At 75.8% G+C, this 24345-nt stretch carries 20 protein-coding genes; 12 read left to right on the top strand and 8 right to left on the bottom strand.

Features of this window, described 5'->3' with window-relative positions:
* The first annotated feature begins 10 nt into the window (after positions 1-10).
* The 7 genes from CYJ76_RS01765 to CYJ76_RS01735 are packed head-to-tail and all read left to right on the top strand — an operon-like array spanning position 11 to position 4872.
* Positions 11-646 (top strand): YflT domain-containing protein, encoded by a 636-nt coding sequence (locus CYJ76_RS01765; RefSeq protein ID WP_238138112.1) that lies wholly within the window; start codon positions 11-13, stop codon positions 644-646.
* Positions 643-1845: a HesA/MoeB/ThiF family protein gene (locus tag CYJ76_RS01760; RefSeq protein ID WP_101849077.1), complete on the top strand. Its 1203-nt coding sequence runs from the start codon at positions 643-645 to the stop codon at positions 1843-1845. The genes CYJ76_RS01765 and CYJ76_RS01760 overlap by 4 nt, the downstream gene beginning before the upstream one ends.
* A gap of 28 nt (positions 1846-1873) precedes the next feature.
* Positions 1874-3163 carry a molybdopterin molybdotransferase MoeA gene (locus CYJ76_RS01755; RefSeq protein ID WP_101849076.1) on the top strand — a complete coding sequence of 430 codons (1290 nt, stop codon included), beginning with the start codon at positions 1874-1876 and terminating at the stop codon, positions 3161-3163.
* Positions 3160-3645: a cyclic pyranopterin monophosphate synthase MoaC gene (moaC, locus tag CYJ76_RS01750; RefSeq protein WP_070705846.1), complete on the top strand. Its 486-nt coding sequence runs from the start codon at positions 3160-3162 to the stop codon at positions 3643-3645. The genes CYJ76_RS01755 and moaC overlap by 4 nt, the downstream gene beginning before the upstream one ends.
* Positions 3642-4337 (top strand): molybdenum cofactor guanylyltransferase, encoded by a 696-nt coding sequence (mobA, locus tag CYJ76_RS01745; RefSeq protein ID WP_238138111.1) that lies wholly within the window; start codon positions 3642-3644, stop codon positions 4335-4337. Before moaC ends, mobA begins: the two co-directional genes overlap by 4 nt.
* Positions 4334-4633 (top strand): DUF6457 domain-containing protein, encoded by a 300-nt coding sequence (locus tag CYJ76_RS01740; protein ID WP_101849075.1) that lies wholly within the window; start codon positions 4334-4336, stop codon positions 4631-4633. The genes mobA and CYJ76_RS01740 overlap by 4 nt, the downstream gene beginning before the upstream one ends.
* Positions 4630-4872, top strand: a complete 243-nt coding sequence (locus tag CYJ76_RS01735; protein WP_070705626.1) for a MoaD/ThiS family protein — start codon at positions 4630-4632, stop codon at positions 4870-4872. Before CYJ76_RS01740 ends, CYJ76_RS01735 begins: the two co-directional genes overlap by 4 nt.
* Before the next feature lie 208 nt (positions 4873-5080).
* Here CYJ76_RS01735 and moaA read toward each other — a convergent pair whose 3' ends face one another.
* The 4 genes from moaA to CYJ76_RS01715 all read right to left on the bottom strand — a co-directional run bounded on the left by moaA (position 5081) and on the right by CYJ76_RS01715 (position 8685).
* On the bottom strand, positions 5081-6076 hold the full coding sequence (moaA, locus tag CYJ76_RS01730; protein ID WP_070705627.1) for a GTP 3',8-cyclase MoaA: 996 nt from the start codon (positions 6074-6076) through the stop codon (positions 5081-5083).
* Positions 6073-6594 carry a molybdenum cofactor biosynthesis protein MoaE gene (locus tag CYJ76_RS01725; RefSeq protein WP_101849074.1) on the bottom strand — a complete coding sequence of 174 codons (522 nt, stop codon included), beginning with the start codon at positions 6592-6594 and terminating at the stop codon, positions 6073-6075. Before CYJ76_RS01725 ends, moaA begins: the two co-directional genes overlap by 4 nt.
* Positions 6591-7118 carry a MogA/MoaB family molybdenum cofactor biosynthesis protein gene (locus tag CYJ76_RS01720; RefSeq protein ID WP_101849073.1) on the bottom strand — a complete coding sequence of 176 codons (528 nt, stop codon included), beginning with the start codon at positions 7116-7118 and terminating at the stop codon, positions 6591-6593. The genes CYJ76_RS01725 and CYJ76_RS01720 overlap by 4 nt, the downstream gene beginning before the upstream one ends.
* Positions 7119-7206: 88 nt before the next feature.
* Positions 7207-8685: an aminopeptidase P family protein gene (locus CYJ76_RS01715; protein WP_070705766.1), complete on the bottom strand. Its 1479-nt coding sequence runs from the start codon at positions 8683-8685 to the stop codon at positions 7207-7209.
* Between the two features lie 312 nt (positions 8686-8997).
* On the opposite strand from CYJ76_RS01715, the gene CYJ76_RS01705 reads away from it, so the two are divergent.
* Positions 8998-10674, top strand: a complete 1677-nt coding sequence (locus CYJ76_RS01705) for a threonine/serine exporter family protein (RefSeq protein ID WP_144043012.1) — start codon at positions 8998-9000, stop codon at positions 10672-10674.
* On the top strand, positions 10671-11516 hold the full coding sequence (locus CYJ76_RS01700; RefSeq protein ID WP_101849070.1) for a PHP domain-containing protein: 846 nt from the start codon (positions 10671-10673) through the stop codon (positions 11514-11516). The genes CYJ76_RS01705 and CYJ76_RS01700 overlap by 4 nt, the downstream gene beginning before the upstream one ends.
* A gap of 24 nt (positions 11517-11540) precedes the next feature.
* Here the strand turns inward: CYJ76_RS01700 and CYJ76_RS01695 are convergent, their stop codons facing one another.
* Entirely contained in the window at positions 11541-13073 is a 1533-nt protein-coding gene (locus CYJ76_RS01695; protein WP_101849069.1) for a DEAD/DEAH box helicase, read from the bottom strand.
* A 230-nt stretch (positions 13074-13303) separates the two neighbouring features.
* A complete protein-coding gene (locus CYJ76_RS01690; RefSeq protein WP_070705273.1) occupies positions 13304-13531 on the bottom strand; it encodes a DUF3107 domain-containing protein in 228 nt (75 codons plus the stop codon).
* A gap of 87 nt (positions 13532-13618) precedes the next feature.
* Here CYJ76_RS01690 and CYJ76_RS01685 point away from each other — a divergent pair, with 87 nt between their 5' ends.
* Genes CYJ76_RS01685 through CYJ76_RS01675 form a run of 3 tightly spaced genes read left to right on the top strand, consistent with a single transcriptional unit; the run spans position 13619 to position 21395 of the window.
* Complete coding sequence (locus CYJ76_RS01685) at positions 13619-14860, top strand: ThiF family adenylyltransferase (protein ID WP_180802173.1); 1242 nt, start codon at positions 13619-13621, stop codon at positions 14858-14860.
* Positions 14861-14907: 47 nt separating this feature from the next.
* On the top strand, positions 14908-18042 hold the full coding sequence (locus tag CYJ76_RS01680) for an ATP-dependent helicase (protein WP_101849067.1): 3135 nt from the start codon (positions 14908-14910) through the stop codon (positions 18040-18042).
* Positions 18039-21395, top strand: coding sequence for an ATP-dependent DNA helicase (locus CYJ76_RS01675; protein ID WP_101849066.1), 3357 nt, complete (start codon positions 18039-18041; stop codon positions 21393-21395). Before CYJ76_RS01680 ends, CYJ76_RS01675 begins: the two co-directional genes overlap by 4 nt.
* A 50-nt stretch (positions 21396-21445) precedes the next feature.
* Here CYJ76_RS01675 and CYJ76_RS01670 read toward each other — a convergent pair whose 3' ends face one another.
* On the bottom strand, positions 21446-22330 hold the full coding sequence (locus tag CYJ76_RS01670) for a phosphotransferase (RefSeq protein WP_101849065.1): 885 nt from the start codon (positions 22328-22330) through the stop codon (positions 21446-21448).
* Between the two features lie 75 nt (positions 22331-22405).
* Positions 22406-24328, bottom strand: coding sequence for a cation:proton antiporter (locus CYJ76_RS01665; RefSeq protein ID WP_101849064.1), 1923 nt, complete (start codon positions 24326-24328; stop codon positions 22406-22408).
* Positions 24329-24345: the final 17 nt, after the last annotated feature.

Genomic DNA, 24345 nt, shown 5'->3' with positions numbered 1-24345 from the left:
CACTGTGGGCATGACCACACCGACTGGAATGCGCGGCCCCGGTGCTCTGGGTGCCGGCCGCTCGCTGCTGGAGCTCTCCGACCCGCGGTCGGTGGCCACCTACTCCGACTACGCCGAGGCGCAGGGTGCCGTGGACCACCTCAGCGACGAGGGCTTCCCGGTGGACCAGCTCGCCATCGTGGGCAGCGACCTGCGCCAGGTGGAGCGCGTCACCGGCCGCCTCACCTGGGGGCGGGTGCTCGCCGGCGGCCTGCTGAGCGGTCTGTGGTTGGGCGCCTTCGTGGGGCTGGTGATGTCGCTGTTCACGGACGACCCGATCCTGGCCGTCATGGCCACCACCCTGGGCGCCGGGGCCGTGTTCGGCCTCGTGTGGGCCGCCATCGGCTACGCGATGACGCAGGGCCGCCGTGACTTCACGTCGGTGACCGCCGTGGTGGCCACGAGCTACGAGGTGCTCGCCGAGGCGCCGCAGGTGGCCGCCGCGCGCGAGATGCTCGGTCTCGGGGCCCCGGCACCGGTGCACACCGGCCCGCTGCGCACCTACGGCGAGGCCGTGGACGCCGCCCGCGCCGAGCAGGCCGGCCGGGCCCGGCCGGATGACGGTTCCCACCGCACCGCAACGGGGGAGCAGGGCCCCCTGGCGTGACGTCCCGTCCCGCCCCGCCCCGGCTCGCCCCCCTGGTGGAGCCGGGGCCGGACCTGTCGCGGGCCGAGTTGGAGCGCTGGGCCCGCCACGTGCTGCTGCCGGACCTGGGCCCGGTGGGGCAACGCCGGCTGCGCGCGGCCCGCGTGGCCGTGGTGGGTACCGGAGGTCTGGGCTGTCCGGTGCTGCAGTACCTCGTGGCCGCCGGGGTGGGGCACGTGACACTCTACGACGACGACCTCGTGGAGACCAGCAACCTGCAGCGCCAGGTGCTCCACGGCACCGATGACGTGGGGCGCCCCAAGGTGGACAGCGCCCTGGACGCCCTGCGGCGCATGGGCGGTGCCACCACCCTGGCCGGAGTGCGCGAGCGCCTGGAGCCGGGCAACGCCGCCGCGCTGCTGGCGGGGCACGACCTGGTGGTGGACGGCACGGACAACTTCCCCACGCGCTACACCCTCGACGCCGCGTGCCGCGAGCTGGGCGTGCCGCACGTGTGGGCGGCGCTCATGGCCACCCGGGCGCAGGTGAGCACCTTCTGGGCCGCGCCCCGCACGCTGGGGGACGCCGCGGTGGCCGGTGTGACCCTGCGCGACCTCTTCCCGAGCCCGCCGGACCCGACCACCGTGCCGGCGTGCGGGGACGCCGGCATCGTGGGGGCGCTGTGCGGTGTGGTCGGCTCGACGATGGCGCTCGAGGTGGTGAAGCTCGTGACCGGCACCGGGGAGCCGTTGCTGGGGCGGGTGCTCTTCGTGGACGCCGCGACGATGCGGACGCACGAGATCCCCGTGGCCGGGGGCGGTGCGGCGGACGAGGCGACGGGCGCTGCGGACCAGCCGGGGCCGGACCGGGCGCGCGAGTGGCCGCTGGTCTCGCCCAAGGTGCTGGCCGACCGGCTGGCCGGGGACGCCCCGCCGCTGGTGGTGGACGTGCGCGCGGTCGGGGAGCTGGCCTTCGGGCAGGTGCCCGGGGCCTTGCACCTGGCCCTGAGCGATCTCGCCGACGACCCCGTTCCCGCCGTGGAGCGCCTGCGGGCCGCCGGGGCGGGGGAGCGGCCAGTGGTGCTGGTCTGCAAGGGTGGAGTGCGGGCCCGCGCCGCGGCGCGCCACCTGGCCGAGCACGGCGTCGAGGAGCTGGCGGTGCTCGACGGTGGCATGATCGCGTGGTCCCGCGAGGTGGACCCCGACCTGCCGCGCTACTGACCGCCGTGAACGACCCGATGGGAGCCGAGTGACCACCACCCGCCGCGAGGTGCTGACCGTGGAGGAGTACCGCGCCGAGGTGCTCGCCCTGCTTCCCGGACCCACCGGCCCCGAGGAGGTGGCGGTCCCGGACGCTGCCGGGCGGGTGCTGGCCGAGCCGGCCCGGGCGGCGGGGGCCGTGCCACCGCTCGCCAACTCGGCCATGGACGGCATCGCCGTGCGCGGCGCCGACCTGGGGCCGCTGCTCGGTGCCGGACAGGGCGAGGACGGCGCCGGCGTGGTGCTCGTGGTGGTGGGCGAGGTGCCCGCGGGGTGCCCGGACGACCCCGCGGTGGGGCCCGGTGAGTGCGTGCGGATCATGACCGGGGCGCCGGTGCCCACCGACACCGACACCGTGGTGCCGGTGGAGCAGCTGGAGCGTGTGTCCGGGCCCACCGAGCGGGTGCGCGTGGTGTCCGCGCCCCGCGGTGGGGTCGGTGCGCACGTGCGCCACGCCGGTGAGGACCTGGCCGCCGGCGACGAGGTGTTGCCCGCGGGCACGCTGCTGACCCCCGGGGCGCTGGGTGCCCTGGCCGGGGCCGGGGTGGCCACCGTGTGCGTGCGCCGCCGCCCGGTGGTGGGCGTGGTGGCCACCGGTGACGAGCTGGTGCCCGCTGGTCGACCGCTGGGCCGGGGGCAGGTGCACGAGAGCAACGCCGTGCACCTGGCGGCGCTCGCTGCGGGAGCAGGCGCCGAGGTGGTGACCGGCCCGGTGGTGCCCGACGACGCCGAGTCCTTCGCCGCCCGCCTCGACGAGCTGGCCACCCGGTGCGACCTGCTGCTGCTCAGCGGCGGGGTGAGCGTGGGCGACCACGACGTCACCCGCATCGTGCTGGGGGACGGGTCCGCGCAGGCCGGGGCGCGTGGGGTGGCCGGGCGCTTCGTGCACGTGCGCATGCAGCCGGGCAAGCCGCAGGGCCACGCCGTCTGGGCCGGCACGCCGCTGGTGGCCGTGCCGGGAAACCCGCTCTCGGCGGCCGTGTCCTTCGAGATGTTCGTGCGCCCCGCGATGCGTGTGCTGCTGGGCCTGCCGGACCCGGTGCCGCAGGTGGCGGTGGCCGGGGCCGACTGGGACTGCCCGCCCGGGCGCCGCCAGGTGCTGCCAGTGGTGACCTCCACCGACGCCACCGGCCGCCGGGTGGCCGTGCCCGCCCACCGGCGCGGCTCGGCATCGCACATGGTGACCGCCCTGGCTCTGGCCGACGCCGTGGTGGAGGTTCCCGAGGACACCACCCACGTGACCGCCGGCGACCTGCTGACCCTGAGGAGCATCCGATGACCGAGCCCCGCTTCACCCACCTCGACGCCGCCGGGCAGGCCCGGATGGTGGACGTGACCGCCAAGGAGCCCACCGTCCGCGCCGCCACCGCCCGCGGCAGGGTGGTCTGCGCGCCGGAGGTGGTGTCGATGCTGCGCGACGGCACGGTGCCCAAGGGCGACGTGCTGGCGGTGGCCCGCATCGCCGGCATCGCCGCGGCCAAGCGCACCCCGGACCTGCTGCCGCTGGCCCACGTCATCGGCGTGCACGGCGTGGTGGTGGACCTGCAGCTCGTGGACGACGGCGTGGAGGTGGAGGCCACCGTGCGCACCGCCGACCGCACCGGGGTGGAGATGGAGGCGCTCACCAGCGTGAGCGTGGCCGCGCTGTCGGTGATCGACATGGTCAAGGGCACCGACCGCTCGGCCCACCTGGCGGACGTGCGCCTGGTGCGCAAGGAGGGTGGCCGCAGCGGCACCTGGGTGCGCGAGGAGCAGGCGTGAGCCCGGCGACACGCGCGCCGCGCGCCACCCCCGCGGAGGCGCCTGCGCAGCCGCTGGGCGGACTCGTGCACGACGCCGTGGTGCTGGCCGGCGGCGCGGGCGAGCGGCTCGGCGGTGTCTCCAAGGCCGACGTGGACCTGGCCGGCGAGCGCCTGCTCGACCGCGTGCTCACGGCCACCACCGGTGCCACTCGCACCGTGGTGGTGGGTGACGTGGACGTGCCCGAGGGGGTGCTGCGCACGGTGGAGGAGCCGCCGCGCTCGGGGCCCGCCGCCGGCATCGTGGCGGGGTTGCACGCACTGGCCGCTGCCGGGGACCCCGCCCCGTGGGTGCTGGTGCTGGCCACCGACGCGCCCGGCCTGGCCCGGGTGGTGCCGCTGCTGCTGCAGGCCGCCGGGGTGGCCGAGGTGCTGGCCGACGTGGACGGTGGCGGGCTCGGCGGGGCCGACGGCTTCGCGCCGGTGGACGCCGGCGGGCACCGGCAGTGGCTGGCCGCGCTCTACCGGCGCGAAGCGCTGCTGCGCGCCGCCGAGGCGCTGGGTGACCCGACCGACCGCTCGGTGCGGCAGCTGGTGGGGGAGCTTGACCTGCACCCGGTGGACCTGCCCGACGAGCGCGACGTCGAGGACGTGGACACCTGGGAGGACCACGCGCGCTGGACGGCGCGCCTCAACCCCGGAGGAGACGCATGAGCGACCGCCGACCGCACGACCTGGCCGAGGACCCCGCCCGGTGGGACGCCTGGGCCGCCCGCGCCGCCGACCGGCTCGGGCTGCCGCCCGGGCACGTGGACGTGCCGACCCTGCACCGCATCGCCACCGTGGTGGCCCGCAGGGTGGAGCGCCCGCTGGTGCCGGTGACCACCTACCTGGTGGGGCGCGCACTGGAGCACGACCCGGCCCTGACGCTCGAGGAGGCCACGGCTCGCATCGAGCGGCTGGCCCAGGAGGGGCCGCTCACCGAGGTGACCCGGGACGGTGCACGGTGACGGCCCGGGTGCGCTGGTTCGCAGCCGCCGGGGAGGCAGCCGGTTGCGCCGAGGGCGAGTACGCCGGCGCCACGCTGGGTGAGCTGCTGGCCGATGCGACCGCCCGCCACGGGGAGCGCCTGGGGCGCGTGGTGGGCCGGTGCGCGGTGCTCGTGGACGGGATGCGGGTCGACGACCCCTCGACCCCCGTGCGTGAGGGCGCGTTGGTTGACGTGCTGCCGCCCTTCGCCGGCGGCTGACCGGGGCCGTCCGCTCAGGCCACCGAGAGCACGAGGGCCTCGAGCTCCTCGGGGTTCAGACGGATCTGCAGGGTCTGCGAGCGGTTGTGACCGCGCGTCACGCGGTGGCCGGGGGCCGAGCGAGGTGGGCGCCGAGTGCCCCGGCCACCTCTGGCGCTGGGAGCTCGCCGAGCGGGGCTGACCCCCCGGCTCGAACCCGTCCGGCTGCTCAGCCGCCGATGGCGCTCATCGGCCGCGGCGGTTGCAGGAAACCCGGGTCGTCGATCCCGTGCCCCGGCTGCTTGCCGAGCGTCGCCTCGCGGAAGAGCGCGGCCAGCTCCTCGGAGGTGGCGCCGTCGCGCAACGGTCCGCGCAGGTCGGTCTCCGAGCGGGCGAAGAGGCACGAGCGCAGCTGCCCGTCGGCCGTGAGGCGCAGACGGTCGCAGGCCCCGCAGAAGGGGGCGGTCACCGAGGCGATGACGCCCACGGTGGCCGGCCCGCCGTCCACGAGGAAACGCTCGGCCGGGGCCGCGCCGCGGCCGGGCAGCTCCGTGAGCTCGAAGCGCTCGGACAGCGCGGCCACCACCTCCTCGCGGGTCACCATGCCCTCGCGGGTCCACGTGTGCCCGGCGTCCAGCGGCATCTGCTCGATGAAGCGGAGCTCCACCCCGCGCTCGACCGCCCAGGCGAGCAGGTCGGCGGCCTCGTGGTCGTTCTGGTCGCGCATGAGCACGGTGTTGACCTTCACCGGTCGCAGGTCGGCCGCCAGCGCGGCGTCGATGCCGGCCAGCACGTCGGCGTGCCGGTCGCGGCGCGTCATCCGGTGGAAGAGCGCCGGGTCCAGGGTGTCGAGGCTGACGTTGACCCGCGCCAGCCCGGCCTCGGCCAGGGCGGGGGCCACCTTGTCCAGCCCGATGCCGTTGGTGGTGAGTGAGAGCTCCACCGGCCCGTCCTCGCCCTCGAGGGTGGCAAGGTCGCCCACGAGCTCGGTGAGGTCGCGGCGTAGCAGCGGCTCCCCGCCGGTGAGGCGGATCTCGGTGATGCCGCACTCCACGGCCACTGCCGCCACGGCGCGGATCTCCTCGCGCGTCAGCAGCTCGTCCTTGGGCAGCCAGGGCACGCCCTCGGCGGGCAGGCAGTAGGTGCAGCGCAGGTTGCACTTGTCGATGAGGGAGATGCGCAGGTCGGTGTGCACCCGGCCGAAGCGGTCCACGAGCCCGGTCACGAGGACCCCTCCGCGGCGCCGGCCCGCGAGCCCTCGGTCGGTGGCGCGTCGTCCAGCGGAGCGTCCCGGGCGTCGAGCCCGAGCCCGGACCACACGGCCCGCCCGTCGGCCTCGTGCTGGTGCTTCCACACCGGCAGCCCGGCCTTCACGGCCTCCACCAGCGCCGAGCAGACGGCGAAGGTGGGGGCGCGGTGCGCGGAGGCCACGGCCACCACGATGGCGACGTCGCCGACCTCCAGGTGCCCGGTGCGGTGCGCCACCGCCACCCGGGTCACGCCGCCGGCGTCATGCTCTCGGAGCACCTCGGCGGTGATGCGGCGCAGCACGGCGGGTGCGTCGGGGTGGCTGCTGTAGTCCAGGGCCACCACCTCGCCGGCGGCCTCCGGGTCGTGGTCGCGCACCCGGCCCACGAAGCGCGTCACGGCGCCGTGCGCGGGGTCGAGCACCGCGGCCTCCAGGGCGTCGGCGTCCAGCGGCTCGTCGGTGACGGCCGTGTGGACGATGGCCGGGTCGCTCATGCGTGGTCACCTCCGGTGAGCTGGTCGAGCACGTGGGGCACCAGCGGCAGGAGCACCGCCAGGCCGTCGCGCACGCCGCCGGTGCTGCCGGGCAGGTTGGCCACCAGGGCGCCGGGGGCACCGGGCCCGGCATCGACGACGCCCACCAGGCCGCGGGTCAGCAGGGCGTGCGGGCCGGCCTCGGCGCCGGCGGCGTGCAGGGCTGTGGCCACCCCGGGCAGCTCGCGGTCCAGCAGGGGAGCGGTGCCCTCGGGGGTGCGGTCACGCGGCGAGACGCCGGTGCCGCCGGTGGTCACCACGAGGCGGGCCCCCTCGCGCAGGGCGGCGGCCACGGCCTCGCGGACGGGGTCCTCGCCGTCGGGCACCACGCGCAGGTCCACCCCCTCGAGCAGGTCCCCCAGCCCGGACGTGAGCAGGTCGCGGGCGAGCGGCCCGGAGCGGTCCTCGCGCTCCCCGCGGGAGACCCGGTCGGAGACCGTGAGGACGCAGGCCCTCACGGAGCTGTCCCTCGCAGCGGTCGGCATGCCCGCCAGCCTACGTCCGGCCCCACCCCGCGACGCGAGGAGGGCCGGGCGGGGAGACCCCCCACCCGGCCCTCCGGCGGTGCGTGGCTCAGCCGCGCAGGCGCTTCATCCACGCCTCGACGTCCGCCGAGGTGCGGGGCATGAAGCCCGAGAGGTTCTCGCAGCCGTCTCCGGTGACCAGCACGTCGTCCTCGATGCGCACGCCGATGCCGCGGAACTCCTCGGGCACCTTGAGGTCGTCGGCCTTGAAGTACAGGCCCGGCTCCACGGTCAGGCACATGCCCGGCACCAGCTCGGCGCCCATGTACTCCTCGCGGCGGGCCAGCGCGCAGTCGTGCACGTCGATGCCCAGGTGGTGGCTCGTGCCGTGCACCATCCAGCGGCGGTGGTACTGGCCCTCGGGGGCGAGGGTGTCCTCCACGGACACGCCCTCGGGGAGCAGGCCCCACTCGTGCAGGTGCTCGGCGATCACGCGGATGGCCGCGGCGTGCACGTCGCCGAACTTGTTGCCCGGCTTCACCGCGGCGATGCCGGCCTCCTGCGCGGCGTACACCGCGTCGTAGACCTTGCGCTGGGCGTCGGTGAAGGTGCCGCCGATGGGCAGCGTGCGCGTCACGTCGGCGGTGAACAGGGAGTCCAGCTCCACGCCGGCGTCCAGCAGCAGCAGTTCGTTCGGGTCCAGGTCGCCGGTGTTGCGGATCCAGTGCAGCGTGTTGGCGTGGTCGCCGGAGGCCACGATGGAGTCGTACCCCACCCCGTTGCCGGCGTGGCGGGCGTGCAGGCCGAAGACGCCCTCCACCCAGCGCTCGCCGCGGCCACGCCGCACCGCCTCGTCGAGGTTCTCGATGACGGCGTCGAAGGCGCGCCCGGTGGCCCGGACGGCCTCGCGCATCTGGTCGGCCTCCCAGTCGTCCTTGACCAGGCGCAGCACGGAGCAGGCGTGGGCGAGCTCGTCGTCGCGCTCGGTGGCCGAGGCGTCGTCGGCGGCGTCGCCGCGCACCCGGCGCACCAGCTCGGTCACGTCGCGGTCGGCGTCCGGCACCACGCGCAGGCGGTCGGCGTCGGCGGCCAGGTCGGCCTCCAGACGGTCCACGTGGCGGGCGTCCAGGCCGAGCTCGCGGCGGATGTCCTCCTCCACCGGGCGCGGGCCCACCCAGAACTCGCCGTAGCGGGAGTCGGCGAAGAACTCCTCGGAGTCACGGGCCGCCATCGGCCGGAAGTAGAAGACCGCCTCGGGCTCGCTGCCGGCCTCGCCGGTGCGGATCACCAGGACGGCGTCCGGCTCGCGGTCGGCGCCCAGGCCGGTGAGGTGGGCGAAGGCCGAGTGCGGGCGGAACACGTAGTCGGTGTCGTTGGAGCGCACCTTGAGGCCGCCGGCGGGCACCACGAGGGTCTGCTCGGGGAACTTCTCGGCCAGGGCGGTGCGGCGGGGCGCGGCGTACTGGGCGGCCTCCAGCGGGCGCACCCCGGAGAGGTCGCGCTCGGCCCAGTCCGCGGCGATGAACGCGCGGAAGTTCTCGGAGTCCGGACGGCTGCGGTGGTCCTGCTTCGGCTGCTCTTCACTCACCCGGCCAGTGTGTCATGCACCACGCTGCACACGGTGGCCGACCCCGGCGCCGAGAACGGCACCGGTGCCGTTCTCGACCGGACACCCCAACCCACCTCCGCACCGGTGCTGAACTCGACAGTCGAGTTCAGCACCGGTGCGGTTCTCGATGCCGGGTCAGGCCGAGTTCGGCACCGGTGCGGTTCTCGATGCCGGGTCAGGCCGAGTTCGGCACCGGTGCCGAACTCGGCCCCGGGCCCCTCTTCGGTGCCCACGTCCACGGGGTGCGACGGAACTTGTCTCCGAAGCCCCCTCCGGGTGAGAGTGTCCCGCGTGTCTCCCTCGCGTACGCCCCGTTCGTTGTCGTCGGTGGCCCGGGGTGCGCAGTCCGAGACCGCTCCGCAGCCCGCGGCCACCACGGTCCTGAACCCCGTCCAGACCGGTGCCCCGACCACCACCGCCCCCGGCGGCACCGAGGGGGAGGGCCCGGTCCCGCCGGGCGTGGCGCCGACCACCAACCTCACCACCGGCCTCTCCGAGGACGTCGCTCTGGCGCCCGGGGTGCAGCAGCAGCTGGCGCCCGGCACGGTACGCGGCAGCACGCGACGCCGCGTCATCCGGCTGGCCGACGTGGTCCGCCCCAGCTCCGCCTCGCCGGTGCCGATGGTGGAGTCCGGCGACCGCGACCTCGACGAGCGCCGCGGCCGCCAGATCATCGACCTCTCGCTGCGCACCGGTGAGGCCCTGCTCGGTGCCGGCACCCCCGCCGCCGACGTCGTGGCCACCGTGCTGCGCCTCACCTCCGCCTTCGGCGTGCGCTCGGCCCACGTGGACATCACCTTCACCTCCATCACGGTGAGCATCCACCGCGGCATGGGGGAGGACCCCCTGTCGGTGATGCGCGTGGTGCGCGCCCGCACCTACGACTTCATGGCCGTGGAGCGGCTCCAGGCCTTCGTCAACGACCTGGCCGAGCACCCCGGGGAGCTGGAGTCGGCCTCGGCCCGGCTGGAGGAGATCCTCCACGCGCCCCGCCCCTACCGGCCGTGGGTGGCCAGCGTGGCCCTGGCGATGATGGGTGCGGCCATCTCCGCGCTGCTCGGCGCCGACCAGGTCACCTGGGTGCTCACCTTCTTCTCCACCCTGGCCATCGACCAGGTGCTGGCCCGCCTGGGCCGGTGGGGGCTGCCGCCCTTCTTCGCCCAGATCGTGGCGTCCGCCATCCCGACGATGGTGGCGGTGGCCATCTACGTGGTGGAACGCGAGGACCTCCACCTGTGGGGCATCGGGCTCGACCCGCCGGGCGACCAGTACCCCTCGCTCATCGTGGCCGCCGGCATCATCGTGCTGCTGGCCGGCCTCGGCGTGGTGGGCACCGCGCAGGACGCCCTCGACGGGTACTACGTCACCGCCGGGGCGCGGGCCCTGGAGGTGGTGGTCATGACCGCCGGCGTCGCCATCGGCGTCTCCCTGGTGCTCGACGCGGCGCGGCGGGCGGGCATCGGAATGACGGTGCTCACCCGGTCCTACCTCTCGGAGGACCTGGCCACCCTGGTCATCAGCTCGATGGTGTTCTGCTTCTTCTCGGCCATCGCCACCTACGCCTCGCTGCGTGCGGCCTTCCTGTCCTCCGCGCTCGGCGGCACCGCGTTCCTGCTCTTCTGGGCGCTCCAGGTGGGCGGGTTCACCTACGAGACGCGCGTGATGCTGGCGGTGGCCATGGTGAGCTTCCTGGCCCACTGGCTGGCCGGCGGCCTGCACGTGCCCTCGCTGGCGCTCACCACGGCCGTCATCGCGCCCTTCCTGCCGGGTGGGGCGGTCTACCGCGGGCTGTTCAAGCTCATGGACAACGACCCCGCCACCTACTTCGCCGGGCTGCAGGAGCTGCTCAGCGCCGTGGCCAGCGGCCTGGCCCTGGCCGCCGGGGTCAGCCTGGGCACGTGGGCGCACCGTGCGCTGGCGGGCATGAGCCGCTCGGAGCGCAAGGCCAGCCGCGTGGTGGAGACGTGAGCGGCCTCGGCGGGCAGGTCGACCCGCACACCCACTCCACCGCCTCGGACGGCACGCAGCCACCCGCCGAGGTGGTCCGCCGCGCCGCCGAGCTGGGGCTCGGGGCGGTGGCGCTCACCGACCACGACACCACCGCCGGCTGGTCCGAGGCGCTGGCGGCCGGCCAGCGGTACGGCATCCGGGTGCACCCCGGCATCGAGGTGAGCGCGCAGGTGCCGCGCCCCGACCGGCCGGTGCCCGTGCACCTGCTGGTGCACCGGGTGCCCGCTGACAGTCCCGCCCTGGTGGCGCTGCTGCGCGCGACCGTGGAGGGGCGCCACCGACGCATGGACCGGATGGCGCAGCTGGTGGCCGAGGACACCGGGTGGACCACCGAGCAGGTGTGGGCGCACGTGCCGCCGGGCGCCACGCCGGGGCGCCCCCACATCGCCGACGCGCTCGTGGCCGCCGGGGTGGTCCGGGACCGTGACGAGGCCTTCGCCGGACCGCTGCGGCGCGGCGGGCGCTATCACCTGCACCACCCGGTGCCCGACGCCGCGGACGTGCTGCGGGCCGCCGAGGCCTCCGGGGGCGTCGTGGCCCTCGCGCACCCGCTCACCGGCACGCGCGGCCGCAACGTCACCCGCGAAGAGGTGGAGGAGCTGGTGGAGCTGGGGCTGGCCGGCCTCGAGGTGCGCCACCGCGAGCACGACGCCGAGGAACGACGCCGCGCCGCCGGGTGGGCCGAGTCGCTCGGCCTGGTGCCACTGGGGTCCAGCGACTACCACGGCACGGGCAAGCCCAACCTCCTGGCGGAGAACACGACCCCGCTGGAGGTGTGGGAGGAGTTCCTGCGCCGCTGAGGCCGGGCCCTGCGCCGCTGGGCCTCAGCCCTCGGAGGAGGCGGACCCGCCGCGGGTGCGACGGCGACGACGCGGCCGGCGCGCCCCGCCCTCGGGGGACTCGGACACCGGGGTGGTGCGGGCGTCGCCCCCCGAGGCGTTGCGCTGCTCGCCCCGACCGCCGCGGCCCCGACCGCCGCGGCCACGGCCGCCCTGGCCGCCTCGCCGGCCACGCCCGCCCGAGCCGCCGCGCCCGCCTCGGCCACCGCGTCCGCCCTCGGGCTTCCGGGCGGACTTCAGGTCCCCCGCCTCGTCGAGGCGCTCGGCGTCCAGGCCCGCGCGGGTGCGCTGGGCGTCCGGGAGCTCACCGGTGACGTCGGTGGGGATCTGCAGGTCGGCGTAGAAGTGCGGGGAGGTGGAGTAGGTCTCCGCCGGCTCCGGGGCGCCCAGGTCGAGCGCCCGGTTGATGAGCGCCCAGCGGTGCAGGTCGTCCCAGTCCACGAGGGTCACGGCCGTGCCCTGCTTGCCCGCGCGGCCGGTGCGGCCGATGCGGTGCAGGTAGGTCTTCTCGTCCTCGGGGCACTGGTAGTTGACCACGTGGGTGACGTCGTCCACGTCGATGCCGCGGGCCGCCACGTCGGTGGCCACGAGCACGTCCACCTTGCCGGTGCGGAAGGCGCGCAGGGCCTGCTCGCGGGCCCCCTGGCCGAGGTCGCCGTGGATGGCCGCCGCCGCGAAGCCGCGCTCCACGAGCTGCTCGGCCACCTTGGCGGCGGTGCGCTTGGTGCGGGTGAACACGATCGACAGGCCGCGGCCCTTCGACTGCAGCAGGCGGGCCAGCATCTCCACCTTGTCCATGGCGTGGGCGCGGTAGACGAACTGGTCGATCGCCTCCACGGTGGCGCCCGCGCCGGGCACCTCCTCCATGGCCCGGATGTGGGTGGGCTGGTTCATGTAGCGGCGTGCCATGGCCACCACGGCGCCGGGCATGGTGGCGGAGAACAGCATCGTCTGGCGGCCGGCCGGCGTGAGGGAGAGCAGCTTCTCCACGTCCGGCAGGAAGCCCAGGTCGAGCATCTCGTCGGCCTCGTCGAGCACCACGGTCCGCGCGTGGGCCAGGGTCAGGTGGCCGCGCTCGGCCAGGTCGATGAGGCGGCCGGGGGTGCCCACCACGATCTCCACGCCGCGCTCCAGGGCCTCGATCTGCGGCTCGTAGGCACGCCCGCCGTAGACGGTGAGCACGCGGATGCCGCGCTGGGCGGCGGCGCGCTCGAGGTCGCTGGCCACCTGCAGGGCGAGCTCACGGGTGGGGGCCACGGCCAGGGCCTGCGGGGCGCCGGGCTGCTCCAGGGCGTCGAAGCCCGGGTCCTTGGGGGCCACCACATGGTGCACCATCGGCACGCCGAAACCGAGCGTCTTGCCGGTACCGGTCTTGGCCTGGCCGATGATGTCCTGGCGGTCCAGGGCCACCGGGAGCGTCATCGCCTGGATGGGGAAGGGCGTGGTGATGCCGGCCTCGGAGAGGGCGGCGGCGATCTCGGGGTGGATGCCGAAGTCGGCGAAGGTCTTGTCGCTCATGGATCTCCTGATCGGGCGCCGGTGGGGCGCTGTCTGCGGGCCGATCGGAGGTCTCTCTGGGTGTCCGCGCGCGTCTGCGCTGCTGCGGACCGGGGGCGTCGCGCCCCGTTCACGGTGTGCCGACCGGGCACCGGGTGTCCGGGCCATCCTAGGGGCACCGCGGCACCTGGGGCCGGTGCACGACGACGCCGCGCCACCGGGGGAGGGGCGCGGCGTCGGGCGGTGGGGGCTCAGGCGGTGCCGAAGCCCACGCGGCCACGGTCCTCGCTGCCGAGGTCCACGTAGCCGATCTGGGCGCTGGGCACCATCACGGAGCGGCCCTGGGCGTCGGTGAGCTCCAGCACCGGGGTGCTGCCCTCGAGGGCGGCCTGCACGGCTGCGCGCACCTCGGCGGCGGGCTGGTCGACGTCGATCGTGACCTCGCGGGCGACCTCGCGGATGCCGATGCGGATGTCCATGCTCAAACCTCGTCTTCACCTCGGGGGATGGGTCCTGCCCCAGCGTATGTCGTGTGCTCCGGCGCCCTGACGCCTAGGGTGGAGGCCATGTCCACCGTCGCCCCCGACCAGACCGCCCCGTCGACCCCGCCCGAGCGGCGGATGGCCGGCCCCGGCACCCCCCTGGCCGACATGGCCCCCGAGTTCGACCGCGCCACGGTGCAGCGCTACGCCCGCAACATCGCCACCCCCGGCATCGGCATGGTGGGGCAGCGCCGCTGGTCGGCCGCCCGGGTGGCCGTGGTGGGTCTGGGTGGCTTGGCCTCCCCGGTGCTGGAGTACCTCGCCGGGGCCGGCGTGGGGGAGCTGCTCGTGGTGGACGTGGACCCGGTGGAGCTCTCCAACCTCCAGCGCAAGCCCATCTTCGGCACCGAGTGGGTGGGACGGCCGAAGGTGGAGGCGGCCGCCGCGGGTGTGCACCGCATCAACGACCGGGTGGACGTGCGGATGGTGGACGGCTACGTCACGTCGGAGAACGCCCTGGAGCTGCTGGAGCGCTACGACGTCATCGTGGACTGCACCGACACGCCCGAGGCGCGCCGCGTCATCGCCCGCACCGCGGCGGAGCTGGCCGTGCCCCACGTGTGGGGCGCCGTCGAGCAGTTCAGCGGGCGCGTGGCCACCTGGTGGGCGCCGCACGGGCCCTGCTCGGAGTGCACCCCGGACTTCGAGCCGCCGAGCTCCTCGGCGCTGTCGTTCACCGAGTCCGGCGTGTTCGGCCCGGTGACCGGCCAGGTGGGCATGGTCATGGCCAGCGAGGCGCTCAAGCTCCTGCTGGCCCTCGGCGAGCCGCTGCTGGGGTGGATCCTGCAGGTGGACACCCTCACCCAGCAGTGGACCGACGACCGCCGCGCCGCCGACCCGCAGTGCCCCGTGTGCCGTCCCGCGGCCTCGAGCGAGCGGGCCTGGGCGCACACCGGCGCCATCACGCTGCCGCCGGCCGACGAGCTGTGGCAGCCGCCGGAGCTCGACGCCTCGACGCTCCAGCAGATGATGCAGAACCGGGAGGAGTTCGAGCCCTTCGTGCTGCTCGACGTGCGCGGAGAGCACGAGCGCGAGGTGGTGGCCCTGGACGGCTCCTTCCACCTGTCGCTGGACGAGGTGCGCGAGGGGAAGGCCAAGGAGGTCTTCGGGCCGCACGACAACGTGGTGGTCTACTGCCGCAACGGGCGCCGCTCGGCGGAGGCCGCGCGCCAGCTGCACGCGCAGGGCTTCGGTGGGGTCTTCCTCCTGGACGGCGGCCTCACGCAGTGGGCGCGCGAGGTCGACCCCGAGCTGCCCGTCTGGTGAGTCGGCCCGGGCCGGAGGTTGTCGGTGGCCCGTGGTCCGATGGGGGCATGACCCCCTCGCCCCGCGCCCACCTCGTGCTCGGTGCCCCCGGCACCGGCCGCTCCACCCGGGTGGTCGAGGAGGTCCTGGCCCACCTCGAGGGCGGGGGAGACCTCTCGGAGGTGCTCGTGCTGGCGCCCTCGCGTCTCACGGCATCGATGCTGCGCGAGCGGCTCGAGGAGCGCTGGCAGCGGGGTGCCACCGGCATGCCCGTCTACTCGCACCAGGCCTTCGGGTTCTCCGTGCTCAGCCACCACGCGCGGCTCACCGGGGCCGAGCCGCCGAGCCTGCTCACGGGCGCCGACCAGGACGCGGTGCTGGCCGACCTGCTGGCCGGCGTGGCCGGTGACGACGCGGCCTTCGCCGCCGCAGGCTGGCCCGAGGAGGTGCGGGCGGCGGTGGGCACGCAGGGCTTCCGCGACCAGGTGCGGGACCTGTTCATGCGTGCGGTGGAGCACGGGGTCACCGCCGGGGAGCTCGCCGCGCTGGACGACCAGCAGGGGGAGTGCGGCACGTCGGGGTTGTGGCGCGCCGCGGCGGGCCTGATGCGGGAGTACGAGCAGGTCACGGCGCTCGCCGACCACCAGGCGGTGGACGCGGCGTGGGTGGTGGCCGCCGCCGCGGACCTGCTGGTGGTGGACGACGCGCTGGCGCAGGTGGTGGCCGAGCCGCTGCGGCTGGTGCTCGTGGACGACGCGCAGGAGCTCACGGCCGGGACGCAGGCGCTGCTGGACGCCCTGGCCGTACGGGCGCCGGACGCGCGGTGGGTGCTGGTGGGCGACCCGGACGCCGCCGTGCAGGGCTTCCGGGGTGCCCGCCCGGGGGCCTTCGTGGAGTGGGCGGGTGACCCGGAGCCGGAGGTGCTGGGGCGTTCGGTCCGGCACGGGCCGGTGCTGCGCGCCGTGGCCGACCGGGTGACCGCCCGCATCGGGGCCACGGCGGTGGCGCACCGGCGTCCCGCACCGGCGCAGGAGGGGGACGACGGCGAGCGGGCCGAGGCGCTCGTGCTGCCCAGCGCGCACGCGGAGCTCGCGCAGGTGGCCACCCTGCTGCGTCGTGAGCACGTGATGGGTGGCGTGCCCTGGCGCCGCATGGCCGTGCTGGCGCGCGGGCGCGGGCGCACCGAGCAGGTGCGACGGGCCCTGGAGCGGGCCGGGGTGCCGGTGCAGGTCTCCGGCGGCGGGCAGCCCGCGGGCAGCCAGCCGGTGGTGTCCACGGTGCTCGACCTCGTGGACGCGGCGCTCGACCTCGCGCGGCAGGGCACCGACGACCCGGCGGCACCCGTGGTGGACGAGGCGCGGGTGACGCGCTGGCTCACCTCGCCGGTGGGGGGCCTGGACAGCTCCTCGGTGCGGCGGCTGCGGCGGGTGCTGCGGGCCGAGGCGGGCACCGACTCACGCGCCACGAGCGGGGAGCTGCTCGTGGCCGCGGTGACCGACCCGGCCCACCCCTGGGAGCGGCGCGGTGCGGAGACCGGCGCCCTGCGCCGGCTGGCCACCGCCCTGCAGGCGGGGGTGGCCGCTGCGCCGCGGGCCGCCGGTGGACGCGGCTGGGCGGTCGGGGTCGATGCCGAGACGGTGCTCTGGGCGGTGTGGGACGGGCTGGGGGTCTCGGCCTCCTGGCAGCGGCAGGCCCTGGCCGGCGGGGTGGCCGGGCAGCGCGCCGACCGCGACCTCGACGCCGTGCTGGGGCTCTTCGCCGCGGCCGAGCAGTTCGTCGAGCGGCACCCCGGCGCCGGGCCGGAGGTGTTCACCGAGCGGATGCGTTCCTCGCAGGTGGCGCGCGACTCCCTCGTGCTGGGGCGGGAGCGGGAGGCCGTGCAGGTGCTCACCCCGCAGGCCGCCGCCGGGCGGGAGTGGGAGGTGGTGGCCGTGGTCGGTGTGCAGACCGGGGTGTGGCCGGACCTGCGGCTGCGCGGATCGCTCGTGGGGTCCTCGCGGCTGGTGGAGCTGGTCGAGGGGCGCACCGGCGGCATCGCCGAGGAGCTGGCAGCCGTGCGCCACGACGAGCTACGGCAGTTCCTCGTGGCCTGCACCCGGGCCACCCGGCGCCTCGTGGTCACGGCGGTGCGGGACGCCGAGGAGACCCCCTCGCCCTTCCTCGACCTCGTGGACCCGCTGCCCGAGGGGGTGGAGCAGCGCGAGTTCGCGCCGTGGTCGGTGCCGGTGGACCTGCGCCACCAGGTGGCGCACGCCCGGCGCGAGCTCCTGCACGCCGCGGGCGCCGTGCCCGAGGCCGACGAACCCGCGGGTGCCGGTACGGCCCGCACCGACCCCGGGGCCCGTGCTGCGTGGGCCGCCGAGCTCGCCGCCCTGGTGCGGGCCGAGGTGCCCCACGCCCACCCCGAGGCGTGGTGGGCACTGCGCCAGGTGTCCTCCGCCGAGGCCCCCTGGGCACCCGGCACGCTGCCGGTGGTGCGCCCCTCCTCACTGGGCACCTGGCAGGACTGCGGCCTCAAGTGGTTCCTCACCACCCACGGCGGCAGCACCCCGCCCGGTCGCGCGCAGGAGATCGGAACGCTGCTCCACGACCTGCTGGCCGAGCACCCCGAGGCCCCGCTGGAGGAGCTGCGGGCCGAGGCCGCACGCCGGCGGGAGGAGCTCGGCTCGCCGGAGGTGTGGTGGTCGCGCCGGGAGGGCGAGCGGATGGCGCAGTGGCTGCGCCGCTACGACGTCTACCGCCGCGAGTGCGGCCGCGAGCTCGTGGGAACCGAGCTCGCGCTGCGCGTGGAGGCCGAGGGGGTGCGCCTCACCGGCCGGGTGGACCGGCTGGAGCGCCACCCCGGCAGTGGTGCGCTGCACGTGGCCGACCTCAAGACCGGCCACGTGGGTTCGCCCAAGGACCTGCCGGACAACGCCCAGCTGGGGGCCTACCAGGTGGCCGTGGAGGCCGGGGCCTTCGAGGCCGGTGACCACTCCGGTGGTGCCTCCCTGGTGCAGCTCGACTCCGGCGAGAAGGTGGGCACCATCGACCGGCGTCAGCCGGCCCTCGCCGACGGGCCGGTGGACCACCGTGCCCGGGTGGCCGAGGCCGGCGTGGGGATGGTGCAGGCCCGCCACGTCGCCACGGTGGGGGAGGCCTGCCGGCACTGCCCCGTCCGGTCCAGCTGCCCGGCCCGCCCCGAGGGCAAGGAGGTCGCATGAGCGAGCCCACCGGCACCACCGACCCGGCGCAGGGGTCCGGAGCGCGGCCGGCCGGCCGGCGCTGGAGCGCCGCCGACCTCGCCGACGTACTCGGCCAGCACCGGCCCACTCCGGAGCAGGCCGCCGTCATCGAGTGCACGGCGCCGGCGCAGCTCGTGGTGGCCGGTGCCGGGTCGGGCAAGACCGAGACCATGGCCGCCCGCGTGGTGTGGCTCGTGGCCAACCGCGTGGTGCGGCCCGACCAGGTGCTCGGCCTGACCTTCACCCGCAAGGCCGCCGCGGAGCTCTCCGAACGGCTCGGCGCGCGGCTCGAGGCGCTCGCCCGGGCCGGGGTGCTCGGGGAGGAGGAGCTGCAGCCGCCGGTGGTCTCCACGTACAACGCGTGGAGCGGCGGCATCGTGGCCGAGCACGGCCTGCGGGTGGGCGTGGAGCCCGGTGCCCGTGTGCTCTCGGAGGTGGAGGCGTGGCAGGGCGTCACCGACCTGGCCACCGCCTGGCCGGGCGACCTGCCCGAGGGGCTGACCTCCATCGGGTCGGTGGTGCAGGGCGTGCGCACCCTGGCCGGGCAGATGGGCGACCACCTCGTGACCGGCGCGCAGGTGGAGGCCGAGCTCGACCGCATCGATGCGCTGCTGGACACCGTGGCCTCGGTGCGGGGCGGCAAGGAGGCGGCCGCGGTGACCAGGGCGCGCGCGACGCTCGCCGCCCGCCGCGCGCTGGTGCCGCTGGTGCAGCGCTGGCAGGAGGTCAAGGCCGAGCGGCAGGTCATCGAGTTCTCCGACCAGACGCGGCTCTCGGCGCTGCTCGCCGGCGGCCACCGGGCCGTGGGTCGGGTGGAGCGGGCCCGCAGCCGGGCGGTGCTGCTGGACGAGTTCCAGGACACCACCGAGGCGCAGCTGCAGGTGGTGCGCGGGGTGTTCGCCGGCCACGCCGGGGTGAGCGTCACCGCCGTGGGCGACCCGCACCAGTCCATCTACGGCTTCCGGGGGGCCTCGGCGCGCACCATGGAGTCCTTCGTGGAGGCCTTCGGTGCCACGCAGCGTTCGCTCTCGGTGAGCTGGCGCAACTCCCCGCAGGTGCTCGAGGTGGCCAACGCCGTGGCGGCGCCGCTGCGGGCGGCCAGTCGCCTCGACCTGCCCGAGCTCTCGCCCCGCCCCGGCCACCACGGGGAGTCGGTGGTGAGCGCGGTACGCAGCACCACACCGGCGCAGGAGGCCGCCGAGGGGGCGGCCTGGCTGGGCCGGCACTGGCGTCCCGGGGAGGCCTCGGCCGCGGTGCTCTGCCGCAAGCGGTCGTGGTTCCCACTGGTCACCGAGGCGTTGGAGGCCGCCGGGTTGCCCTACGAGGTGGTGGGTCTGGGCGGGTTGCTCCTGGTGCCCGAGGTGGCCGACGTGCGCGCCCTGCTGGCGGTGGTGGACGACCCGACCCGCGGCGACCACCTGGTGCGCTTGCTCACCGGCCCGGCCACCCGCCTCGGGGCGGCCGACCTGGTGGGCCTGCACGCCTGGCGTCGGGAGCTCGAGCGCCGCTGGAACACCCGCCCCCGCGGTGACGAGGGGCTGGCCGAGCGGCGCGACCAGCTGCAGACGCAGGTCACCCTGCTCGATGCCGTGCTCACCCCCGTGGACCCCGACTGGACCGGGCCGGAGGGCGAGCACGTCGGGGAGACCGCCCGGTCTCGGCTGGCCGTGCTCGCCGAGGCCGTGACGCAGTGCCTGGGCGCGCAGCACCGCGGGGTGGGCGAGCTGGCGCTGGTGGCCGAGCAGGCCCTCGGCGTGGACGTGGAGCTCGCCTCGCGGGTGGACCTGCCGGTGTGGCGGGCGCGGGCGCACCTGGATGCCTTCCACGAGCACGTGGCCACCTTCGCCGAGGCCGGCACCCGCGAGCCGAGCCTCTCGGCGCTCATGGCTTGGCTCGACGCCGCCGAGGAGCACGACGGCGCGCTGGAGCCCGGCGCGGTGGAGGTGGACCCTGACGCCGTGCAGGTGCTCACCGTGCACGCCTCCAAGGGCCTGGAGTGGGATGCCGTGTGGGTGCCCGGGCTGGTGGCCGGCACCTTCCCCAGCGGCACCGGCACCGTGCGCGCCGTGGACGACGAGTGGGTGGCGGGGCCGGCCACCGACAGCGCCTGGTGGGCCCCGGCCAGCGGCCAGCTGCCCTTCGCGCTGCGCGGCGACTCCCCGTCCCTGCCGGTCTGGACCCTCCCGCCCGATGCGGACAAGGCGGACTTCGACGCCGCGATGGAGGACTTCGGCCGGGCCAACGGGGCGCGCGCCCTCGAGGAGGAACGGCGCCTGGCCTACGTGGGCGTCACCCGGGCGCGCTCCTGGCTGCACCTCACGGCATCGGTCTGGGGGGAGTCTGCCGCCCCCACGCCCACGAGCGACTTCCTCACCGAGGTGCTCGACCGGTGCGCCGTGGGTGCCTGGGCGCCGATGCCTCCGACCGACCCGGTGCCGGAGAACCCCGTGCGGGCCGAGCCGGTCACCGCGCCGTGGCCCCGCGAGCAGGTCGCCGACCTGGTGCACCACGCGCACGCGGCCGCCGCCGCCGAGGTGGGCACGGCCCTGGCCACGCGACCGGGCGCCGAGCCGGGCTGGGACGGCCTCGACGACGCCACCCGCGCCGACCTGCTGGCCTTCCGCCAGGACGTGCGCCTGTTGCTCGCCGAGCGCGACGCCGTGGACCGGCCCGGCCACGCGCTGCCCCGCCACGTGAGCACCAGCGCCCTGGTGGCCGTGGCCCGCGACCCGCAGGCCCGCCGCCTCCTGGCCCGCCCCGTGCCCACGCCACCGGCGCGGGCAGCCCGGCGGGGCACGGACTTCCACGCCTGGGTGGAGGCCCAGTGGGCGCCGGCCCAGCTGTTCGACGCCACACAGGACGAGGACGAGCTGGTGTGGGCCGACGGGCCCCAGGACCACGGTGGCACCGCCCCGGACGCGCCCGGCGACGAGCTGAAGCGTCTGCGGGAGAACTTCCGGGCCAGCGAGTGGGCCGACCGCGTGCCGCGCTGGGTGGAGCTGCCGCTGCAGACCACCGTGGCGGGCCTGACCGTCCGCGGGCGTGCCGACGCGATCTTCCCGGCCTCACCCGCCGAACGGGCCGAGGGCCTGGAGTGGGTGGTGGTGGACTGGAAGACCTCGTCCGCGCCCGGTGGGCAGCAGGCGGCCGTGGCCGCGGTGCAGCTGGCCTGCTACCGGCAGGCGTTCGCCGCCTGGCAGGGGCTCGACCCCGCCGTGGTGGGGGGTGCCTTCTTCCACGCCGGCAACGGCGTCACGCTGCGCCCGACCCTGCCCGCGGGCGCGGAACTCGAACGCCTCGTGGGCCTGCTGCGCGCAGGCGAGGAGGCCTGAGGCCGGCGAGGACGGGGGTGCCGCGGCGGACCACCCCCGCCAGCCCGGCGTCACTCCCAGGCGTCGAGCTCCTCAGCCTCGGCGAGCAGCCGCGAGCGGTGCGCCAGCTCGGCCTCGATGTCGGCCACGGTCGCCGAGTCCCCGCGGGTGTGCGCCACCACCAGCCGCGGCAGGTCGCGCATCTCGGCCACCAGGTGGGCGCGCTCGAGCAGCCGCTCGTCGGTGCGGCCCAGCAGCTCGGCGTAGCGGCTGCGCACGGCCCCCAGCACGTCCGGGGTGGCCGACCGGCTCACCACGGCGAAGTCCTCCGCGGGGTCGCCCACGTGCACCCCGGACCAGCCCATGACGGCGGCCAGGTCGTGGTCGGTGGTCACCAGCACGTGCTCGTCCACGAGACGTCCGTGCACCACGCAGGGCTGCACGGCCCACAGCTCGGCGTCCTCGAGGGACTCCTCCCACCGGGAGAGCAGACGCGGCGGCACCACACCGGTCGAGGCGGCACGGTCCAGCAGGTCGAGGCGCTCGGTGCGCAGGTCCTCCGCGGTCGGCACCTCGGCGGCGTCGCCGAGCGCTGCGGGGTCCGTGCCGTGCAGCGCGGCGAGGAAGGCCGCGAAGTGCTCCACCACGGCGTCGCCCGGGCGCACCATCACCCAGCGCAGGGAGCGCCCGGCCACCCACGGCCGCACGCTGACGGTGGAGCCGTCGCCCAACATCGTCCTGCCGGCCACGGCCGGGGGTGCACCGTGCAGGTCCGCCGGCAGCGTCTCGGCGAGCCGCTCACCGGGCGTGGCGTCGGCGTCGGTGCGGCGCACCGACCAGCGCCGGTCGTCGGCGTCGACCACCTGGGCCACCTCGTGGTCCGCGCCACCGGGGTCCACCCACGCCACCCCACGGGGCGCGATCGAGGGGACGGCGGCCACGGACCACGCCGCCATGCGTGCCCACGTGGGGCGAACCGGTTTCTTCACCTGCACCTCCCGGAGATCGGCGCCCACCTTCTCACGTCCACCTCACGCCACCGCGGGGTGCGCGCCGGTGGTGGTCGGCACCGGGCCGGTGGCCGGCGTGCCGTCCGCGCCGACCGGAACCAGGGCCACGAAGGTGCTCCCCGCCTCGCCGGACTGCCGCCTGCCGGAGGCCACGCGCGTGGTCTCCTCGGAGTGCACGAAGAGCACCACGGCCTCGGGGTGGTCGTTCCAGAACTCGTCCGAGCCGTACTCCTCGGTGAGCTCGGTGGAGGTCACCTTGTGGTCGTTGCGGGTGCGCTGCAGCAGCTCGTCGTAGTCCATCGGCGGGGAGAACGCGATGTTGCCCACCAGGTGGCCGGCGGTGGCCTGCCGGGCGCGGTCGGTGTCCTCGTGGCGCTTGAGGGTGTACACGTGGCTGCGCCCCAGCACGTGGGAGAACTCCCCGGCGGCGATGGCGTTGGTGTCGTCGTCGCGGGTGGCGCACACCATCGAGCGGATGCCGGCCAGGTCCATGTCCTCCACCGCGTACTCGCTGATGATGCTGGCGGCCTCCGTGCGCAGGCCGGACATGCGGGCGGCCCGCAGGTCCGCGCGCTCGCGGGCCACGATCACCGACGGCACCCCCAGCTCGCGCAGGCGCTTGGCGGCCGGCACCACCCACGGGGCGGCGCCGGAGAAGAGCACCCCGCGGGGGCTCGCGGTGGCCAGCCCGAGCCGCTCGGCCAGCCGGCCCACTCCCAGGCCGTACAGGGCCACGGTGGAGACGATGACGATGAACACCAACGGCACCAGGCGGTCCACCTCCACCGAGAGGGCGTGCAGGTCGGTGGCGCGCTCGAACAGCGCGGCGGCCTGGGCGGCGTCACCGTCCTCGCGGGCGGCCTCGCCGAGGCTGATGGCGTGGTCGGCGGCGTGGCCGAACTCCAGCGCGAAGATCGAGGTGACGGCCGCCGCCACGATGCCGCGTGGCGCCATCGACATGAGCAGCGTCCGCTCCGCCCGGGTCACGTCGGTGCCGCGCAGGCCCACCCCGATGGCGACGACGCGGATGACCACCAGCCCGAGCACGAAGACGGCCGCCACGGGGGCCACCTCCACCAGCTGCGCGGGCTCCACCCGGCCGGCCAGCACGATGAACAGGGCGCCCACGAAGAGCACCTGCAGGTTCTCCTTGAACTCGATGATGTGCTGGATGTGCAGGTCGGTCTGGTTGGCCAGCAGGATGCCCAGCAGGGTCACCGTGAGCAGACCGGACTCGGGCTGCACGGTGTTGCTCGCCGTCATCGAGCCCAGCGCGGCGGCCAGGAAGGTGACGCCCTGCAGGTAGTCCGGGATGAGGTCCTCGCGCATCATCCACGTGAGCAGCCAGCCCACCAGCACGGTGAGCAGCACGGCCACGCCCACTGCGCGCACCAGGGTGAGCGCCGCGTCGGCCCAGGGGCCGGCCCGGCCGGTGGCGGTCACCACCTGCAGCACCAGCACGCCGAGGATGGCGCCGATGGGGTCCACCACGATGCCCTCCCAGCGCAGCAGCTGGGAGACGCGCCGGGTGGGGCGCAGGGTGCGCAGGATGGGGTTGATGACGGTGGGGCCGGTGACGGTGAGGATGGCGCCCACGAGCAGCGCGGCCCGCAGGTCGAACCCGAGCCCCCAGGCCAGCAGGGTGACGAGCACCCAGGTGATGAGCACCGTCCACGTGCACAGCCGCAGGATGGGCTTGCCGAGGTCGGGCACCTGGCGCAGGCGCAACCCGAGCGCCCCCTCGAAGAGGATGATGCCGACGGCCAGTTTCACGCCGCTGAAGAGCATGGTCTGCCCCAGCACGGTGTCGGGGGACTCCACCCGTCCCAGGGCGAAGCCGCACAGCAGCAGCACCAGCAGGGAGGGCACCTTCCAGCGCCACGCGACCCACTGGCACACGACCGCCAGGGCCACGACGAGGGCGAGGTACGGCGCCGGATCCATGCGCACACCCTAAGTGC

Origin of the sequence: Kytococcus schroeteri (assembly GCF_002847825.1) — a bacterium.
GTDB lineage: Bacteria > Actinomycetota > Actinomycetes > Actinomycetales > Dermatophilaceae > Kytococcus > Kytococcus schroeteri.
The sequence above is the reverse complement of the archived record's forward strand: the minus strand, read 5'-3'. Positions and strand labels throughout refer to the sequence as shown.

Coding starts and splice junctions, on each gene's coding strand:
- CYJ76_RS01765 (WP_238138112.1), top strand. CDS start 11: ATGACCACACCGACTGGAATGCGCGGCCCCGGTGCTCTGGGTGCCGGC.
- moaC (WP_070705846.1), top strand. CDS start 3,160: ATGACCGAGCCCCGCTTCACCCACCTCGACGCCGCCGGGCAGGCCCGG.
- CYJ76_RS01740 (WP_101849075.1), top strand. CDS start 4,334: ATGAGCGACCGCCGACCGCACGACCTGGCCGAGGACCCCGCCCGGTGG.
- CYJ76_RS01725 (WP_101849074.1), bottom strand. CDS start 6,594: ATGAGCGACCCGGCCATCGTCCACACGGCCGTCACCGACGAGCCGCTG.
- CYJ76_RS01720 (WP_101849073.1), bottom strand. CDS start 7,118: ATGCCGACCGCTGCGAGGGACAGCTCCGTGAGGGCCTGCGTCCTCACG.
- CYJ76_RS01695 (WP_101849069.1), bottom strand. CDS start 13,073: ATGAGCGACAAGACCTTCGCCGACTTCGGCATCCACCCCGAGATCGCC.
- CYJ76_RS01690 (WP_070705273.1), bottom strand. CDS start 13,531: ATGGACATCCGCATCGGCATCCGCGAGGTCGCCCGCGAGGTCACGATC.
- CYJ76_RS01685 (WP_180802173.1), top strand. CDS start 13,619: ATGTCCACCGTCGCCCCCGACCAGACCGCCCCGTCGACCCCGCCCGAG.
- CYJ76_RS01680 (WP_101849067.1), top strand. CDS start 14,908: ATGACCCCCTCGCCCCGCGCCCACCTCGTGCTCGGTGCCCCCGGCACC.
- CYJ76_RS01675 (WP_101849066.1), top strand. CDS start 18,039: ATGAGCGAGCCCACCGGCACCACCGACCCGGCGCAGGGGTCCGGAGCG.
- CYJ76_RS01670 (WP_101849065.1), bottom strand. CDS start 22,330: ATGGCGGCGTGGTCCGTGGCCGCCGTCCCCTCGATCGCGCCCCGTGGG.
- CYJ76_RS01665 (WP_101849064.1), bottom strand. CDS start 24,328: ATGGATCCGGCGCCGTACCTCGCCCTCGTCGTGGCCCTGGCGGTCGTG.